This window comes from Shewanella glacialipiscicola (assembly GCF_023283485.1).
Classification (GTDB): Bacteria; Pseudomonadota; Gammaproteobacteria; order Enterobacterales; family Shewanellaceae; genus Shewanella; species Shewanella glacialipiscicola.
On record NZ_JAKILU010000026.1, the window covers coordinates 11,489 to 27,490 of the forward strand.

The 16,002-nt window shown below is 45.3% G+C and carries 17 protein-coding genes; 15 read left to right on the forward strand and 2 right to left on the reverse strand.

What is annotated here, in order from left to right; genetic code table 11:
• The first annotated feature begins 2 nt into the window (after positions 1 to 2).
• From leuS to lipA, 14 genes are all read left to right on the forward strand, one after another.
• The gene (gene leuS / locus L2717_RS15600) at positions 3 to 2,597 is read left to right on the forward strand and encodes a leucine--tRNA ligase (protein WP_220773015.1); all 2,595 of its coding nucleotides are present in this window, start codon (positions 3 to 5) and stop codon (positions 2,595 to 2,597) included.
• Positions 2,598 to 2,616: 19 nt separating this feature from the next.
• The gene (locus L2717_RS15605) at positions 2,617 to 3,111 is read left to right on the forward strand and encodes an LPS-assembly lipoprotein LptE (RefSeq protein WP_220772995.1); all 495 of its coding nucleotides are present in this window, start codon (positions 2,617 to 2,619) and stop codon (positions 3,109 to 3,111) included.
• A gap of 17 nt (positions 3,112 to 3,128) precedes the next feature.
• Positions 3,129 to 4,160, forward strand: coding sequence for a DNA polymerase III subunit delta (holA, locus tag L2717_RS15610; protein WP_220772996.1), 1,032 nt, complete (start codon positions 3,129 to 3,131; stop codon positions 4,158 to 4,160).
• Between the two features lie 24 nt (positions 4,161 to 4,184).
• The gene (nadD, locus tag L2717_RS15615; RefSeq protein WP_220772997.1) at positions 4,185 to 4,826 is read left to right on the forward strand and encodes a nicotinate-nucleotide adenylyltransferase; all 642 of its coding nucleotides are present in this window, start codon (positions 4,185 to 4,187) and stop codon (positions 4,824 to 4,826) included.
• A 107-nt stretch (positions 4,827 to 4,933) separates the two neighbouring features.
• A complete protein-coding gene (gene rsfS, locus L2717_RS15620; protein WP_220772998.1) occupies positions 4,934 to 5,263 on the forward strand; it encodes a ribosome silencing factor in 330 nt (109 codons plus the stop codon).
• Entirely contained in the window at positions 5,263 to 5,733 is a 471-nt protein-coding gene (gene rlmH, locus L2717_RS15625; protein ID WP_220772999.1) for a 23S rRNA (pseudouridine(1915)-N(3))-methyltransferase RlmH, read from the forward strand. The genes rsfS and rlmH overlap by 1 nt, the downstream gene beginning before the upstream one ends.
• 61 nt (positions 5,734 to 5,794) lie before the next feature.
• On the forward strand, positions 5,795 to 7,651 hold the full coding sequence (mrdA, locus tag L2717_RS15630) for a penicillin-binding protein 2 (protein WP_220773000.1): 1,857 nt from the start codon (positions 5,795 to 5,797) through the stop codon (positions 7,649 to 7,651).
• On the forward strand, positions 7,648 to 8,754 hold the full coding sequence (gene rodA / locus L2717_RS15635; protein WP_220773001.1) for a rod shape-determining protein RodA: 1,107 nt from the start codon (positions 7,648 to 7,650) through the stop codon (positions 8,752 to 8,754). The genes mrdA and rodA overlap by 4 nt, the downstream gene beginning before the upstream one ends.
• A gap of 16 nt (positions 8,755 to 8,770) precedes the next feature.
• Positions 8,771 to 9,847, forward strand: a complete 1,077-nt coding sequence (mltB, locus tag L2717_RS15640; protein WP_220773002.1) for a lytic murein transglycosylase B — start codon at positions 8,771 to 8,773, stop codon at positions 9,845 to 9,847.
• On the forward strand, positions 9,831 to 10,694 hold the full coding sequence (locus L2717_RS15645) for a septal ring lytic transglycosylase RlpA family protein (protein WP_220773003.1): 864 nt from the start codon (positions 9,831 to 9,833) through the stop codon (positions 10,692 to 10,694). Before mltB ends, L2717_RS15645 begins: the two co-directional genes overlap by 17 nt.
• Before the next feature lie 141 nt (positions 10,695 to 10,835).
• Positions 10,836 to 12,011, forward strand: coding sequence for a serine hydrolase (locus L2717_RS15650; protein WP_220773016.1), 1,176 nt, complete (start codon positions 10,836 to 10,838; stop codon positions 12,009 to 12,011).
• A gap of 121 nt (positions 12,012 to 12,132) precedes the next feature.
• A complete protein-coding gene (gene ybeD / locus L2717_RS15655; RefSeq protein WP_220773004.1) occupies positions 12,133 to 12,399 on the forward strand; it encodes a DUF493 family protein YbeD in 267 nt (88 codons plus the stop codon).
• Positions 12,400 to 12,492: 93 nt separating this feature from the next.
• Positions 12,493 to 13,146: a lipoyl(octanoyl) transferase LipB gene (gene lipB / locus L2717_RS15660; protein ID WP_220773005.1), complete on the forward strand. Its 654-nt coding sequence runs from the start codon at positions 12,493 to 12,495 to the stop codon at positions 13,144 to 13,146.
• On the forward strand, positions 13,143 to 14,108 hold the full coding sequence (lipA, locus tag L2717_RS15665) for a lipoyl synthase (RefSeq protein ID WP_006082760.1): 966 nt from the start codon (positions 13,143 to 13,145) through the stop codon (positions 14,106 to 14,108). The genes lipB and lipA overlap by 4 nt, the downstream gene beginning before the upstream one ends.
• Positions 14,109 to 14,239: 131 nt before the next feature.
• Here lipA and rimI read toward each other — a convergent pair whose 3' ends face one another.
• Together rimI and L2717_RS15675 are read right to left on the reverse strand one after the other, a co-directional pair.
• Positions 14,240 to 14,794 carry a ribosomal protein S18-alanine N-acetyltransferase gene (gene rimI, locus L2717_RS15670; RefSeq protein WP_283106126.1) on the reverse strand — a complete coding sequence of 185 codons (555 nt, stop codon included), beginning with the start codon at positions 14,792 to 14,794 and terminating at the stop codon, positions 14,240 to 14,242.
• Positions 14,795 to 14,840: 46 nt separating this feature from the next.
• Positions 14,841 to 15,206, reverse strand: a complete 366-nt coding sequence (locus L2717_RS15675) for a DNA polymerase III subunit psi (RefSeq protein ID WP_220773006.1) — start codon at positions 15,204 to 15,206, stop codon at positions 14,841 to 14,843.
• A 252-nt stretch (positions 15,207 to 15,458) separates the two neighbouring features.
• Here L2717_RS15675 and dpsA point away from each other — a divergent pair, with 252 nt between their 5' ends.
• The gene (gene dpsA / locus L2717_RS15680; protein ID WP_076496359.1) at positions 15,459 to 15,926 is read left to right on the forward strand and encodes a DNA starvation/stationary phase protection protein DpsA; all 468 of its coding nucleotides are present in this window, start codon (positions 15,459 to 15,461) and stop codon (positions 15,924 to 15,926) included.
• Positions 15,927 to 16,002 lie beyond the last annotated feature (76 nt).

Sequence of the window (16,002 nt, forward strand, 5' to 3'; positions counted from 1 at the left end):
TGATGCAAGAGCAATATAATCCCTCAGAAATTGAAGCCCTAGTGCAAAAGCACTGGCATGACAACAAAACCTTCGAAGTCACTGAAGACGCAAACAAAGAAAAGTTTTATTGCCTTTCAATGTTTCCGTACCCTTCTGGCAGACTCCACATGGGACACGTACGCAACTATACCATAGGTGACGTGGTTGCACGCTTTCAACGTCTTCAAGGCAAAAACGTGCTCCAACCTATCGGTTGGGACTCATTTGGTTTGCCAGCAGAAAATGCCGCAATCAATAATAAGACTGCGCCTGCGCCATGGACCTATGAAAACATAGAGTACATGAAAAACCAGCTGAAACTATTAGGTTTTGGTTACGATTGGAGCCGTGAAATTGCCACTTGTACCCCAGAATATTATCGCTGGGAACAATGGTTCTTCACTAAGTTGTACGAGAAAGGCCTAGTCTACAAAAAAACGGCTTCGGTCAACTGGTGTCCAAACGATGAAACCGTACTGGCAAACGAGCAAGTACAAGATGGCTGCTGCTGGCGCTGTGATACACCTGTCGAACAGAAAGAAATTCCACAGTGGTTTATTAAGATCACTGATTACGCCGAAGAATTATTAAACGATCTGGATACCTTAGATGGCTGGCCTGAACAGGTTAAAACCATGCAACGTAACTGGATTGGTCGTAGTGAAGGAGTTGAAGTCACCTTTGGTGTGGCTGATAGCAACGGCTCTGCCACAGCCAACACTTTCGATATTTATACCACCCGTCCAGATACCTTAATGGGCGTGACCTATGTAGCCATTGCTGCCGGTCACTCATTAGCCGAGCTTGCCGCGCAAACCAATCCCGAGCTTGCAACCTTCATTGACGAGTGCAAAAACAGCACAACTTCAGAAGCTGAACTCGCGACCATGGAAAAACGCGGTGTCGCAACCGGTCTTTTCGCCATTCATCCACTAACCGGTAAGCAAGTGCCTATTTGGGCGGCTAACTTTGTGTTGATGAACTATGGCACTGGCGCAGTGATGTCGGTTCCTGGCCACGATCAACGTGACTTCGAATTTGCGAAAAAATATGCTTTAGCGATTGAAGCTGTGATCAAGCCAGTTGATGGTGAAGTCGACATCAGCGAAGCCGCTTACACCGAAAAAGGCATCCTAGTTAACTCGGGTGAGTTCGACGGTTTAGACTTTGAAGCGGGCTTTAATGCCATCGCAAATAAGTTAGTCGCAGAAGGTAAAGGCAAACGCCAAGTTAACTATCGTCTGCGCGATTGGGGCGTTTCACGTCAGCGTTACTGGGGTGCACCTATTCCTATGGTGACCTTAGCCGATGGCACTGTGATCCCAACGCCAGCTGATCAACTGCCCGTATTACTGCCAGAAGATGTGGTGATGGACGGTATTCAAAGCCCAATCAAAGCCGATAAAGAATGGGCAAAAACCCAAATTAACGGTCAAGATGCGCTGCGCGAAACCGATACCTTCGATACCTTTATGGAATCATCTTGGTATTACGCCCGTTACTGTAGCCCGCATGCAGACGAAATGCTCGATCCTGCTAAAGCTAACTACTGGCTACCAGTCGATCAATACATTGGCGGCATCGAACACGCTTGTATGCATTTGTTGTATTTCCGTTTCTTCCATAAGTTGCTACGTGATGCAGGTCTGGTTAACTCTAACGAGCCAGCCAAGCAATTGCTAACCCAAGGTATGGTGTTGGCTGATGCGTTTTACTACATCAATCCAAAAGGCGCCCGTGTGTGGGTTTCTCCTTTAGATGTAGCGACCACAGAAAAAGACGACAAGGGCCGCATTACTAAGGCGATCGATAAAGACGGCAACGAGCTGGTTTATACCGGCATGAGCAAGATGTCTAAGTCGAAAAACAACGGTATCGACCCGCAAGTGATGGTCGAAAAATACGGTGCCGATACGGTTCGTCTATTTATGATGTTTGCATCACCTCCAGAATTAACTCTGGAATGGCAAGAATCTGGCGTTGAAGGTGCACACCGCTTCATTAAACGTCTGTGGAAACTGGCAAGTGAACATATTGCCCAAGATAACAGCGAAGCCTTAGATGTCAGCAAGTTAACAAGCGATCAAAAAGCGCTGCGCCGTGAAGTCCACAAGACGATTGCTAAAGTGACCGATGATATCGGCCGCCGTCAAATGTTCAACACTGCGGTTGCCGCCGTGATGGAACTGATGAACCATCTACAAAAAGCACCACAAACCACGGGCCAAGACAACGCCATTATCGGTGAAGCCTTATCCGCCATCGTGCGTTTGCTGTACCCTATCATTCCGCATGTCTGCTTTAACCTGTGGAACGAGTTAGGTAATGCAAGCAACATCGAAGACAGCCAATGGCCAGTCGTTGATGACGCAGCACTGGTTGAAGACAGCAAGCTCATCGTTGTGCAAGTCAACGGTAAAGTTCGCGCCAAAATCACCGTAGCCGCCGATGCTGATAAAGAATCAGTAGAAGCGTTAGGCATGAGTGATGAACACGTGATCAAATACCTAGACGGCCTGACTGTACGTAAAGTGATCTATGTACCGGGCAAACTGCTCAGCATAGTGGCAAATTAATAGGAAACCGCGAAAACTTATGCTAATCAAACGCATATGCTTCGCAATCATGGCACTGGTCATTATGACCAGTGCCGGTTGCGGTTTTAAGCTTCAACGTAACTATCAGATACCTGATGCCCTCCATCAGCTAAGTTTGAGTAGCGCGGATGAATACAGCGAACTCACCCGCTTAGTACGTGAACGCCTACGCTTGAACAATATTAAGGTTGTTGAGGCTGCTGATGACGTTCCGGTATTAAGGCTAATCACAGACTCCTTAGCGCGCTCGACCTTGTCTTTGTATCCCACGGGTAATGTTGCCGAGTATGAGCTGATTTATTTAGTCGAATTTGCTGTGGCACTGCCGGGCAAAGAGGCGCAGCCTTTCAAGGTTGAAATCCGCCGCGATTACTTGGACGATCCACGTACCGCACTGGCAAAAAGTCGCGAAATGGAATTGCTGACCAAGGAAATGCGTATCCAAGCTGCTGATCAAATTCTGCAAGCAATGGCCGGCACCGAGGTTAATTAATGCGGGGCTACGATTAAATGAGAGTCTATCCCGATCAACTCTCCCGCCACCTTAGCCAGCTACTACCTTGCTATATGATTTTTGGCGATGACCCTTGGTTAATAGAAACCAGTAAAGACCAGATCCGCCAATTAGCAAAACGTCAGGGTTTTGATGAAAAAATCCAACTCACCCAAGAAACGGGGTTTAACTGGCATGACTTAACTCAGGAATGGCAGGCCATGAGCCTGTTTTCTAATAAACGCCTGATTGAACTTACGCTTCCCCAAGCTAAACCCGGCGCCGAGGGTTCTAGCACACTGCAAGCACTATTGCAGACGCCTAATCCCGATATGTTGTTGATTATCGAGGGGCCAAAGCTCGCTACCGAACAAACCAATAGTAAATGGTTTAAAACCTTAGATGCCCATGGCATGTATTTGCCCTGCGCTACACCCGAGGGCGAACAGTTTATGCGCTGGCTCGATGGCCGCATTAAACACTTTAAGCTCAACCTACAGGCTGATGCCCGCGCTATGCTGCATGCCTTGTATGAAGGCAATTTACTGGCCGCTGACCAAGCGATGCAGTTACTGCAACTCTTAAGCCCGATACAACCCATCAGTGCCGATGAACTGAATCACTATTTTGAGGATCAGTCACGCTTCACTGTATTCCAGCTCACCGATGCACTACTGAATAATAAACAAGATAGCGCCCAACATATGCTGACCCAGCTCAATAGCGAAGGCACTGCCTTACCTATTGTGCTGTGGGCTTTGTTTAAAGAGCTTGGTTTGTTATTCCATTTAAAATGTGAACAAGCCCAAGGCGCAGCGCTGAGCGCACTTTGGAGCAAACATCGAATTTGGGATAAACGTAAGCCACTGTATCAAGCGGCGTTACAACGACTCAGCCTCGAACAACTTGAGCATATGCTCGCTCTGGCCTCCAAACTTGAGCTCAATTTAAAACAACAGGGTAAAGAGGATTGGACCAGCTTAAGCCACCTGTGTCTGTTATTTGATCCTAGAGCCCACCGGCATCTGGCACATATAACCATAGACTAATCATCTACTAACCAGAGGGTTTATATGCGTATTGGTATTTTAGGTGGCACTTTCGATCCTATCCATTATGGACATATTAGCCCAGCAATGGAGGTTAAGCAGGCATTAGCGTTAGATAAAATTTTACTAATGCCTAACCATATTCCGCCCCACAAACAACAACCTAATATCACTATAGCGCAGCGCCTTAAAATGGTTGATGATGTTTGTCAGCAGCTCGATGGCTTTGTATTGTGCGATATCGAAGCCAAACGCAATACTCCTTCCTATACCGTTATCACGCTTGAAAAGCTGAAAAGCTTATATCCCGAAGACGAGCTATTCTTTATCATGGGGATGGATTCTTTTCTGCAATTGCAAAGCTGGTATGAATGGCAACACCTGTTTGACTTTGCTCATGTTGTGGTTTGCCAACGTCCTGGCTGGCAGCTTGATATGAGCCACCCCATGCAACAGATATTGACGGCTCGTAGTCAAAGTGCGTTAGAAGAGCCTGCACGTTATAGACAGCAAAACAGTGGGCTAATTTTCCCCGTGACAGTTACGCCACAGGATATTTCATCGACGCGAATACGTGAACAACTAGCAAAAGGTGAAATCCCAACTGATTTACTCATGCCCGTCACGCTAGATTACATCCAAAATCAACGACTTTACCTACCTTAGCTCGAACCGTAAGCAGATATCGCTCACTCAACTATCAATGGCAATGTATTCCGAGCCACAACACTGCTATACTACCGCGCTATTTAAAATTAATGAGGTACGCCAGCGTGCAGAGCGCGGAATTAAAACAATTTGTTGTCGACAAGATCGACGACTTGAAAGCCAGAGACGTTGTTGTTCTGGATGTCAGCAAGCAATCTAACATCACTGACTACATGGTCATATGTTCAGGTACATCAAAGACTCACGTTAAAGCTATCGCCGAAAACCTTGTGGTTGAAGCGAAAAAAGCCGGTATTCCACCTTTAGGTGTTGAAGGTCGCGAAAGCAGCGAATGGGTTCTTGTGGACATGGGCGATGTGATCCTGCACGTTATGCAAGATCAAACCCGTGAATACTACCAGCTTGAAAAACTTTGGTCAGATAAGCAAGACTAATGAAGTTGCAGCTCATCGCAGTAGGAACACGGATGCCCGACTGGGTTACCCGTGGTTTCGAAGAATACCAGCGCCGCTTTCCCCGTGATATGGCGCTGGAGCTCATCGAAATACCCGCTGGAAAGCGGGGGAAAAATGCCGACATTGTCCGGATCCTACAGAAGGAAGGCGAACAAATGTTGGCGGCTATTCCCAAAGGCAATCATATTGTTAGCTTAGATCTTCCCGGTAAAAACTGGACGACTCCCGAGCTGGCAACCGCAATGACTAAATGGCAACTCGATGGTCGCGACGTCAGTTTACTGATTGGCGGACCAGAAGGGTTAGCGCCAGCCTGTAAAGAAGCGGCAAATCAAAGTTGGTGCCTATCGGCATTAACCTTACCCCACCCACTCGTGAGGGTTGTGGTCGCCGAAAGTTTGTACCGCGCGTGGAGCGTGAACACGAATCACCCCTACCATAGAGAATAGCGGGATCTTGATGTTAACGAGTGTCAACCACCCGTCATGGGATCAGCCGGAGATAGCATAAGTGTCGCCAAAAAAGCGGATAACAATGCATGATCACGCCGCAGAGGCGTCTCTTTTTAAGCGCCGAGCGCTATTCACTTTTTTTTCCGTTTTTGCTCTATTAAGCGTATTAGTGGTCAACCTTTATCACTTACAGGTTGAATCCTATAAAGATTATGCAACTCGCTCTAACGATAACCGTATTCGCGTTGTCCCGATTGCACCTAGCCGTGGTCTTATTTACGATCGCAACGGTGTACTCTTAGCTGAAAATTTACCTTTTTATTCCCTCGATCTCGTACCTGAAAAAATCAGCAACATGTCAGAGACCTTAGATGAGCTCGGTAAGTTAATTGAGATCAGCGAAGATGAACGCGAAACCTTTACAGAGGCGCTAAAATTTCATCGCCGCTTCAAACCACTAACACTAAAAAATCAACTAACTGAAGAACAAGTCGCGATTTTTAGTGTGAACCAGCATTTATTTCCAGGTATTACAGTCGAAGCTGGCCTTAAACGTAACTATCCCTTTGGCCCGCAAATCACCCATGTATTAGGTTATGTTGGCAAAATTAATATCCGAGACCGAGCCCAATTAGAACGCAGTGATTTATGGAAAAATTATGCTGCCACCAAGGATATCGGTAAACAAGGCGTTGAAAAATTTTATGAATCCTTATTGCACGGAAAACCCGGGCATTTAGAAGAAGAAGTGAATAATCGTGGCCGCGCAATTCGTACCTTAAGAATTGTGCCACCAGAACCTGGCCAAGATATTTATCTCACCTTAGATCTCAAGCTACAGCAAAAAGCCGTTGAGTTACTTAGCGGTTTACGCGGTTCTATTGTTGCCATCGATCCCCGTGACGGCGGTGTTTTAGCTATGGTATCGAGTCCAAGCTACGATCCAAACCAGTTTGTACAAGGTATTAATAATAAAGATTACAGTGCGTTGCTCAATGATAAATCGCGCCCTTTAATTAACCGTGCGACTCAAGGGCAATATGCACCTGCATCCACTATCAAGCCTCACCTTGCACTGCTTGGGTTAGATGAAAAAGCCATTACGGAACATACTCGCGTGTGGGATCCCGGTTTCTGGCAAATTCCTGGCGTTGAGCGTAAATACCGCGACTGGAAACGATGGGGTCACGGCTGGGTCAATGTTTACAATGCGATAACCGAGTCCTGCGATACCTTTTTCTACGAACTCGCTTATAAAGTTGGCGTCGATCATATTGCCCGCTTTATGGAGCAATTTGGCTTTGGTCAAAATACCGGTATTGATATTTTTGAAGAATCTGCGGGCAATATGCCGTCTAAAGAATGGAAGCGATTAAAATACAACCAAGCTTGGTATATTGGCGACACTATTTCAGTGGGGATCGGTCAAGGTTACTGGACCGCAACGCCATTACAACTGGCGAATGCTGTGGGGATTATGGCTAATAAAGGCCGCCGTTTTCCACCGCACTTGCTGAGGTCGGTTAAAAATAATACGACGACTGTAGATTCACCGATAAACGAATTACCGCCCATTGAGCTAAAAAATGCGCGTAACTGGAATATCATCAACGAGGCTATGCGCCAAACGGCTCATAAATCACGCTTTACTGATGCGCCTTATACTGCCGCGATGAAAACCGGTACCGCGCAGGTGATTGGCGTGGCTGAAAACACCAAATATGATGCTAGCAAAATTGCCGAACATTTTCGCGATAATGCGTTAGTTGTGGCCTATGCCCCGTTCGAAGACCCCAAAATTGTCATTTCGGTCGTGATGGAAAATGCGGGTTGGGGTGGCGCAAATGCGGGCCCAGTTGCCCGTGCCATACTCGATGAATATATGCTTAGAGATACTTGGAAAACCACACCATGAGCCGCCACAGCCAATATCAAACCATCTGGCAACGCTTACACTTAGACTTGCCATTATTGCTCGGCCTATTGGCTGTGATGATTTTTGGCCTGTTCGTCATTTATTCTGCCAGTGGTGAAGATTTAGAGATGATGGAGCGGCAGCTATTCCGCATGCTGTTGTCACTCGGCATCATGTTTACCATGGCGCAAATTAACCCTGAAGCATTGAAACGTTGGGCCTTACCGATTTATCTGGCAGGGATCGTTTTACTCCTTGGTGTACACTTTTTTGGCGAAATAAATAAAGGAGCTCAGCGTTGGTTAAACTTAGGCTTTATGGAGTTCCAACCCTCTGAGCTGATTAAACTCGCCTTCCCCATTACTATGGCTTGGTATATCAGTAAGTTTCCTCTGCCACCCAAAAAACGCTACCTTGCAGGCGCCGCGGTGATCTTGCTGGTCCCTACACTACTAATTGCTAAACAACCCGATTTAGGCACCTCGATTTTAGTGGCTGCTTCTGGTATTTTTGTGCTGTTTTTATCCGGAATGAGTTGGGCTATTCTCGGCAGTTTTACTGTAGCAGTCTTAGCGTTTCTGCCCATTCTTTGGTATTTCTTGATGCACGATTACCAAAGAACACGGGTACTAACTCTGCTTGATCCCGAGCAAGATCCTCTCGGCGCGGGTTATCACATTATTCAGTCAAAAATTGCTATTGGTTCCGGTGGACTCTGGGGTAAAGGCTGGCTTGATGGAACTCAGTCACAACTCGAGTTTATTCCTGAGCGCCATACTGATTTTATCTTTGCGGTGATAGGTGAAGAGTTTGGTTTAGTCGGAAGTATCTTGCTGCTCATTATGTATCTGTACATCATAGGTCGCGGTTTAGTCATCGCCTCTCAGGCGCAAACCAGTTTCGCACGTTTACTCGCTGGTAGTATCACATTGACCTTCTTCGTTTATGTTTTTGTGAATATTGGCATGGTTTCAGGTATCCTGCCTGTGGTGGGTGTACCACTGCCCCTTGTGAGTTATGGTGGAACTTCCATGCTGACATTGATGACAGGGTTTGGCATTCTTATGAGCATTCATACCCATAGACGTTTTGTAGATAGATAATTTTAGGGACTTTTTTATGCCTATTCTTCGAGCTTATTTGGCTCCACTAGGTCTTTTTTGTGTCAGTTCATGCCTAGTCGCATGCACAACCGCACATGAACCAACACAGCCGAAAACCGCACTAACAAGTACACCAACGGTTATTGAGGCGGTTAATACTCCGGCTCCAGTAATCCCTGAATTACTAAAAGAAGAGTTTGTTCAAGCGCAAATTAAACAAGGTTTTACGCGCACAGAGGTGCTCACCTTCCTTAACAAAGCAAAATATAACCAAGGCGTTATCGATGCGATGACTCGACCTTGGGAAGCCAAGCCTTGGCATGTCTACTACCCCATATTCTTAACTGAAAAGCGTCTTGATGCTGGGCTCGCGTTTTGGAAAAAACACGAGGAAACCATCGCTAAAGCCGCGGCTAAGTACCAGGTTGACCCGCAAATTATTGTTGCCATTATCGGAATTGAAACCTTCTACGGCCAGTACATGGGTAATTACCCTGTAATTGATGCCCTCTATACGTTAGGTTTTCACTACCCACCTCGTGACACCTTTTTTCGTAAAGAATTTGGTGAGTTAATGGCTTTAGTCAAAGAAGAACACTTAGATATTAATAACCTTAAAGGTTCCTATGCGGGTGCTATGGGTTACGGGCAATTTATACCCTCAAGCTACCGCCATTACGCCGTCGATTTCGATAATAGTGGTAACCGTAATTTATTACAAAGTCCAGAGGATGCCATTGGCAGTGTCGCTAATTATTTCCATCAACATGGTTGGCAAGCCAATGCTCCGGTTGCCCTGCCTTTGGTCAATAACAGCAAAACTGCGCCCAAAGCCAAAGTATGGGCAGGTGAAAAGCTAAACTATAAAGTGGCCAATATTTTAACGCCAACTTTAGCTTTAGCAGATTCAAGAGATATCGATATCTCACAAAAGGCTTTACTGATTGAACTTGAGCAAGCGGATCACAGTGACTATTGGCTTGGCTTAAATAACTTTTATGTAATTACTCGCTATAATCGTAGTCCTTTATATTCAATGGCCGTTTATCAATTTAGCCAACAATTAAAGGAAAAGCATGCAACTCAAAAATAGTCTTTTCGCGTTTGCGGCTGTGATGATGTGCTTTGCCCTTGCAGCGTGTTCTTCAAGCCCAAGTACGAATAAATCGAGCCCTACCAGTACCAAAGCCAGCAAAAAAAATATGGATCCTAATAAGGGGCGGTATTCGTTGAAAAACGACAAACTTCCACTTAATCCACCCAATGTGGATCATGTGCAAAACGCTGTACCTAAGTTTGAATCCTATAGTCGCCGCGGCAATAAACCCTATACCGTGTATGACGAATCGTATACGGTGATGAATACAGGCCAAGGCTATAGTGATACGGGCCGCGCCTCTTGGTATGGAGAAAAATTCCACGGCTACGAGACATCTAATGGTGAACCCTACGACATGTATTCTATGTCGGGCGCCCATAAAACACTGCCATTACCCAGTTACGCTAGAGTTACCAACTTAGATAACAATCGACAGGTCATCATTCGTATTAACGATCGAGGACCGTTCCATTCGGACCGTATTCTAGACGTATCCTACGCCGCAGCCTATAAGCTCGGTATGTTGGGTACCGGCACCGCACGGATAAAATTAGATGTGATCTATATTGGTAGTGAAGCCGCAACCTATTCAGGTATGGCGAGTGCACAGGATACTGGCGGCCATCACTACGTTCAATTAGTCGCCTCAAAAGATAAACCGAAACTTAATGCCATGGCGAAAAGTCTTGAGCAAAAATATCAAGTTAAAACCCGTGTACAAGCGGCAAACAACATGTTTAGACTACAGCTCGGCCCTATAGGCCAGCCTGAGTTAGCCGAAAAATTGCTGAACAAAGTGCAGCAAAGTGGCTTTCCTCAGAGCTATATCGTCCATGAGTAATCCTTGTTTACTCTGACCAGAATTGATTTAAAAATAGAGATGAAGGAACCTTCACTAAAAACCACTGTCGGAAAGTGGTACACTGTTGAAGATATTCTCGAATCCTTTCCATTTAATACAACCAAAAGACGTGCCCAGTTAATGATGAATTTTGTAAAAAGTCCCATTAAAACATTGCTGCTAATTTCCAGTGTTTCACTCCCCGTTTATGCTGCGCAGCCTGTTATTACTCCTGATGCGCCAGCAGTTGCCGCCAAGGCTTACGTCTTGATGGATTATAATTCGGGGCAAATAATTGCTGAGAGTAACGCTTACGAAAGCCTAAACCCAGCCAGCTTAACTAAGATGATGACCAGTTACGTTATCGGTCAAGAAATGAAAGCGGGCAATGTCTCTGCTGAAGATGATGTAACGATCAGTAAAAATGCATGGTCCAAAAACTTCCCTGATTCATCTAAGATGTTCATCGAAGTTGGCACAACGGTAAAAGTGGGTGATTTAAACCGCGGTATTATTATTCAGTCAGGCAACGATGCTTGTGTGGCCATGGCAGAGCACATTGCCGGTACTGAGGGTGCTTTCGTTGATATGATGAACTCATGGGCGAAGCAACTCGGCATGCGTGATAGCTACTTTGAGAACTCCCATGGTTTAGACGCTGAAAACCACAAATCGACCGCCTATGATATGGCATTATTGGGCGCTGCGTTAATTCGCGACGTACCAGAAGAATATCGAGTCTACAGCGAAAAATTCTATACATTCAATGGTATCAAACAATACAACCGTAATGGTTTATTGTGGGATAACAGTATGAACGTAGACGGTATTAAAACTGGCCATACTTCCGGAGCGGGTTACAACCTAGTCGCTTCAGCCACAAAAGACGGTATGCGCTTAGTCTCTGTGGTAATGGGCACTCAAAGCGAGTCAGCTCGTAAAGCTGAAAGTAAGAAATTATTGACCTACGGCTTCCGCTTTTTTGAAACGGTAACACCTTATAAAGCAGGCGACAGCTTTATCACTCAACCAATTTGGTACGGTGACAAGAGTACTGTTGACTTAGGCGTGGCAACTGATACGCCTATCACCATCAGCCGTGGTCGTGGTAAAGACTTAAAAGCGAATTTTGAGCTCACTAAACCATTAGATGCACCGTTAAAGAAAGGCGAGACTGTAGGTCGTTTATTCTTCCAGCTCGACGGTAAGGATATCGCTCAATTCCCGTTGGTGACGCTACAAGAAATCAACGAAGGTAGCTGGTTTAGTCAGTTAGTGGATTACTTTAAACAACTGTTTTCTGGTTGGTTTAGCTAGCTCTAAACACATAAATAAAGCCACCTCAGGGTGGCTTTATTTTTTTGGGGAGTGTATCACTCTTGAATCAGTTATAATCGTCACCATATATACTCTATTCAAACAGCTAAGAGCACTGATAATGTTAGACACTAAATTTGATGAACTGATGGATTTTCCCTGCGCATTTCCTTTCAAGGTCGTCGGTGAAGCCCATGAAACGTTAACTGACAGAGTCGTGGCTGTGGTTCAAAAACATGCACCCGGTGATTACTCACCCTCGACTAAAATATCGAGTAAAGGTAGCTATCACTCCATTACTATCCGCGTGACCGTTACCAGCAAAGATCATATCGAAATTTTGTACACTGAACTTGCCGAAATCGATGGTGTACGCCGCGTACTATAGATATTTCTCAAGGCCATGAAATGTGATCTGTCTTACATTTATGGTCAAGAGGCGTATAATAGCGCCACTCATTTCTAAGGGGAGAGGTTGCCCTTGCAAGACACGACTTTGCATATTCGACATCTTGGAAAACAAGATTATGAATCAGTGTGGCATGCAATGCAGCATTACACTGATACGCGGGGCAGCGAAAGCCATGATGAACTATGGATTGTCGAGCATCCTCCCGTATTTACCCAAGGCCAAGCTGGTAAAAGCGAGCATATTTTAAATGCTGGTGATATTCCAGTTATCCAAGTAGACCGCGGGGGTCAAGTGACCTATCACGGCCCAGGCCAACTAGTGGTATATCCTCTTATTGATATTAAACGTAGTAAAGTCGGCGTACGTCAACTCGTCACCCACATAGAGCAAAGCATTGTCAATATGCTAGCCAAGTACGATATTAACGCTTATGCCAAGGCCGATGCGCCGGGGGTGTATGTGAATGAACGCAAAATCGCCTCTCTAGGATTGCGCATTCGTAAAGGCTGTTCATTCCATGGATTAGCCCTCAATGTCGACATGGATTTAGCCCCATTTCGCCGCATCAACCCTTGTGGTTATGCCGGTCTTGAAATGGTGCAATGCAAAGCGCTTGGCGGACCACAAACCGTGATTGAAGCGGGCGAGCAACTTACCCTTACTTTTAGCCAATTACTGGGCTATCAACACCTAGTTCATCATCAAGGATTAGCAGCGTCATGAATAGGCCTGAACGTTTACAACCCGGAGTAAAATTAAGAGATGCCGATAAAGTGTCTCGTATTCCGGTCAAAATCGTCCCCTCAGAGCGCGACACTATGTTGCGTAAACCCGATTGGTTACGGGTTAAACTGCCGGCATCGAATCAACGCATTTTAGAGATCAAGCAAGCGCTGCGTAAAAATGGCCTGCACTCGGTCTGTGAAGAGGCATCTTGCCCTAACCTCGCAGAATGCTTTAACCACGGCACTGCGACCTTTATGATTTTGGGTGCGATTTGTACCCGTCGTTGCCCATTCTGCGACGTAGCCCATGGTCGTCCGCTTAAGCCTGACGCCGAAGAGCCGGTTAAATTGGCGCAAACAATCCGCGATATGAAGCTGAAATACGTGGTCATTACCTCGGTAGATCGTGACGATTTACGTGATGGTGGCGCCCAGCATTTTGCCGATTGTATCCGCGAAATTCGTAAACTGAATCCAGACATCAAGATCGAAACCTTAGTGCCTGATTTCCGTGGTCGTATAGATGCCGCCTTAGATATTTTGTCGACTGAGCCGCCTGATGTGTTCAACCACAACTTAGAAACGGCGCCAATGCATTATCGTAAAGCGCGCCCTGGTGCTAACTACCAATGGTCGCTCGATCTGCTAAAACGCTTTAAAGAACGTCATCCAAATGTGCCAACTAAATCTGGCCTGATGATGGGACTGGGTGAAACTAATGAAGAAATCGCACAGGTATTACGAGACTTACGCGCCCACAACGTTGAAATGCTCACCTTAGGACAATACCTACAACCGTCTAAGTTCCACTTACCGGTTGAACGTTATGTGCCACCCGCAGAGTTTGATGAGCTGAAAGCCTTAGCCGATGAACTAGGTTTTACCCATGCAGCCTGTGGCCCGTTAGTGCGCTCAAGCTACCATGCGGATCTGCAAGCCCAAGGTAAAGAAGTGAAGTAACCTTATTGCTGAGCGACGAATAACTCTTAATGCAGATATCTGGGTTATTCAAATAAAAACAGCGCTTAAGCGCTGTTTTTATTAATATTATTAACAAGCATCACCAAGATTTATGGCTGTTTGGGCAAAACTCATTCAGGCGTTATCGCTAAATCCATCAAAATAGCATCTTCTTTGCCGCCCTCTATCGGGTAGTAACCTTTGCGTCGACCCGATTCAATAAAACCGGCTTTTTGATATAAGGTGCGAGCGGCAAGATTAGACTCTCGCACTTCTAGCATTAATACCACAGCGCCAGATGCTTTTGCCAAAGCTATCAGCGCATTAAGCAATAACTTGCCGTAACCTTTACCCTGCTGGCTGGGTAATAAGCAAATATCTAATAAGGTTACTTCATCAATAATCTGCTGAACGATGGCAAAGCCTAAAAGCCCTTGGACTAGCTCAGTGTCCGCGTCAACATTAGCATTAGAATCGGTACTTAGCTTTAAACCCAGAACACGGTACAAATGTCCAAAACAGTCGGCAAGATTACCCTCGCTCATAGGATGCGTATGGGCCATAGATTCAAGCTGCGCCATTTGAGAAACATCTGTAAGGGTAAGAGCCACAAGCTCCACAGCTGGATTTGCAGCAAGTTGTGCCGTAGGTTCTACAAATAAGTTATCGTTAACTGAGGTATTCAAAGCATGTGTCCACAATATTCATCATTAATACATTCACGGTTAAGCGTTATGATTTATTAAAGGCTTGGCCACTAACCTGCTCACGCCATTGATAAATTTGCTGCCACAGTGCACTTTTCGCCTCAAAACCCGTCAATAAATCCACTAACGGCTCAGACACTAACCATGCCGTGCGGGGTCTAACTTTATGACGTCGCAAATCCCAAACAATCTGCTTACCCGTATGGGGCTCGCTGTCGAAATCGCATTCTTCACGTTTGACGTCAATAAGCTTTAGTACTATATCGATCAGCGGTTCTGCCTCAGCCAAATCGCTGTTTTCGTCCCAAATGACTAAATAAGGTTTTACTTTAGTGTCGCGCACTCGCCAAGTTGTCACATTCATAGCGGCTAAATAGGCTGATTTATTCATTAGGGTCAGTTTTATTCAACTCAAGTATCGACTCATGATATGCAGCTAGAATAGCATTTTAACCAAGGTATTGTTACTGTCTCTAGGCTAAGGAAAGCGTCGTTAAACAATTCATCACACTAAAACCTACTAAACCTGTTGATTAAAGTTCAATCGAATTTGTAGATTTTACGAATCTATTTTACTCGTTTTACATTGAATCTCAGATCGCTAGACTATATATACTAAGTTAAACAATAGAAGGAGAACGCCATGATTAATATAGGTATCAATCAAGCTAACAGAGAAGAAATCGCTGCGGGGCTAAACCAACTATTGGCTGACAGCTATAGCCTGTATCTTAAGACCCACAGCTTTCATTGGAACGTAACAGGTCCAATGTTCACGAGTCTGCATTTATTGTTTGAACAACAATATACTGAACTGGCTCTTGCGGTTGACGTTATTGCAGAACGTATTAGAGCATTAGGTGCCAGAGCACTCGGTTCATATTCAGCCTATGCGGCACTGACCGAGATTAAAGAAGATAACGGCGTAGTAAAAGCTGAAGATATGATCCGCGAGTTACTGAATGATCAAGAGTTAGTCATTCGTAATGCAAGAGCGTTATACCCGCTAGCTAATCAAGCAAATGATGAGGCGACAGCAGATTTACTTACCCAGCGTATTCAACAGCATGAAAAGAATGCTTGGATGCTGCGAAGCTTACTATCTGAATAATTTGGGAAAGAGTTATTTAACTCACAAAAAAGTCGCCAAGCATAACTGCTTGGCGACTTTTTAGTTTAAAGCGCCA

Coding starts and splice junctions, on each gene's coding strand:
- leuS (WP_220773015.1), top strand. CDS start 3: ATGCAAGAGCAATATAATCCCTCAGAAATTGAAGCCCTAGTGCAAAAG.
- rodA (WP_220773001.1), top strand. CDS start 7,648: ATGAGCCGCCACAGCCAATATCAAACCATCTGGCAACGCTTACACTTA.
- holA (WP_220772996.1), top strand. CDS start 3,129: ATGAGAGTCTATCCCGATCAACTCTCCCGCCACCTTAGCCAGCTACTA.
- nadD (WP_220772997.1), top strand. CDS start 4,185: ATGCGTATTGGTATTTTAGGTGGCACTTTCGATCCTATCCATTATGGA.
- lipA (WP_006082760.1), top strand. CDS start 13,143: ATGAATAGGCCTGAACGTTTACAACCCGGAGTAAAATTAAGAGATGCC.
- L2717_RS15650 (WP_220773016.1), top strand. CDS start 10,836: ATGATGAATTTTGTAAAAAGTCCCATTAAAACATTGCTGCTAATTTCC.
- ybeD (WP_220773004.1), top strand. CDS start 12,133: ATGTTAGACACTAAATTTGATGAACTGATGGATTTTCCCTGCGCATTT.
- mltB (WP_220773002.1), top strand. CDS start 8,771: ATGCCTATTCTTCGAGCTTATTTGGCTCCACTAGGTCTTTTTTGTGTC.
- L2717_RS15645 (WP_220773003.1), top strand. CDS start 9,831: ATGCAACTCAAAAATAGTCTTTTCGCGTTTGCGGCTGTGATGATGTGC.
- dpsA (WP_076496359.1), top strand. CDS start 15,459: ATGATTAATATAGGTATCAATCAAGCTAACAGAGAAGAAATCGCTGCG.
- L2717_RS15675 (WP_220773006.1), bottom strand. CDS start 15,206: ATGAATAAATCAGCCTATTTAGCCGCTATGAATGTGACAACTTGGCGA.
- rlmH (WP_220772999.1), top strand. CDS start 5,263: ATGAAGTTGCAGCTCATCGCAGTAGGAACACGGATGCCCGACTGGGTT.
- L2717_RS15605 (WP_220772995.1), top strand. CDS start 2,617: ATGCTAATCAAACGCATATGCTTCGCAATCATGGCACTGGTCATTATG.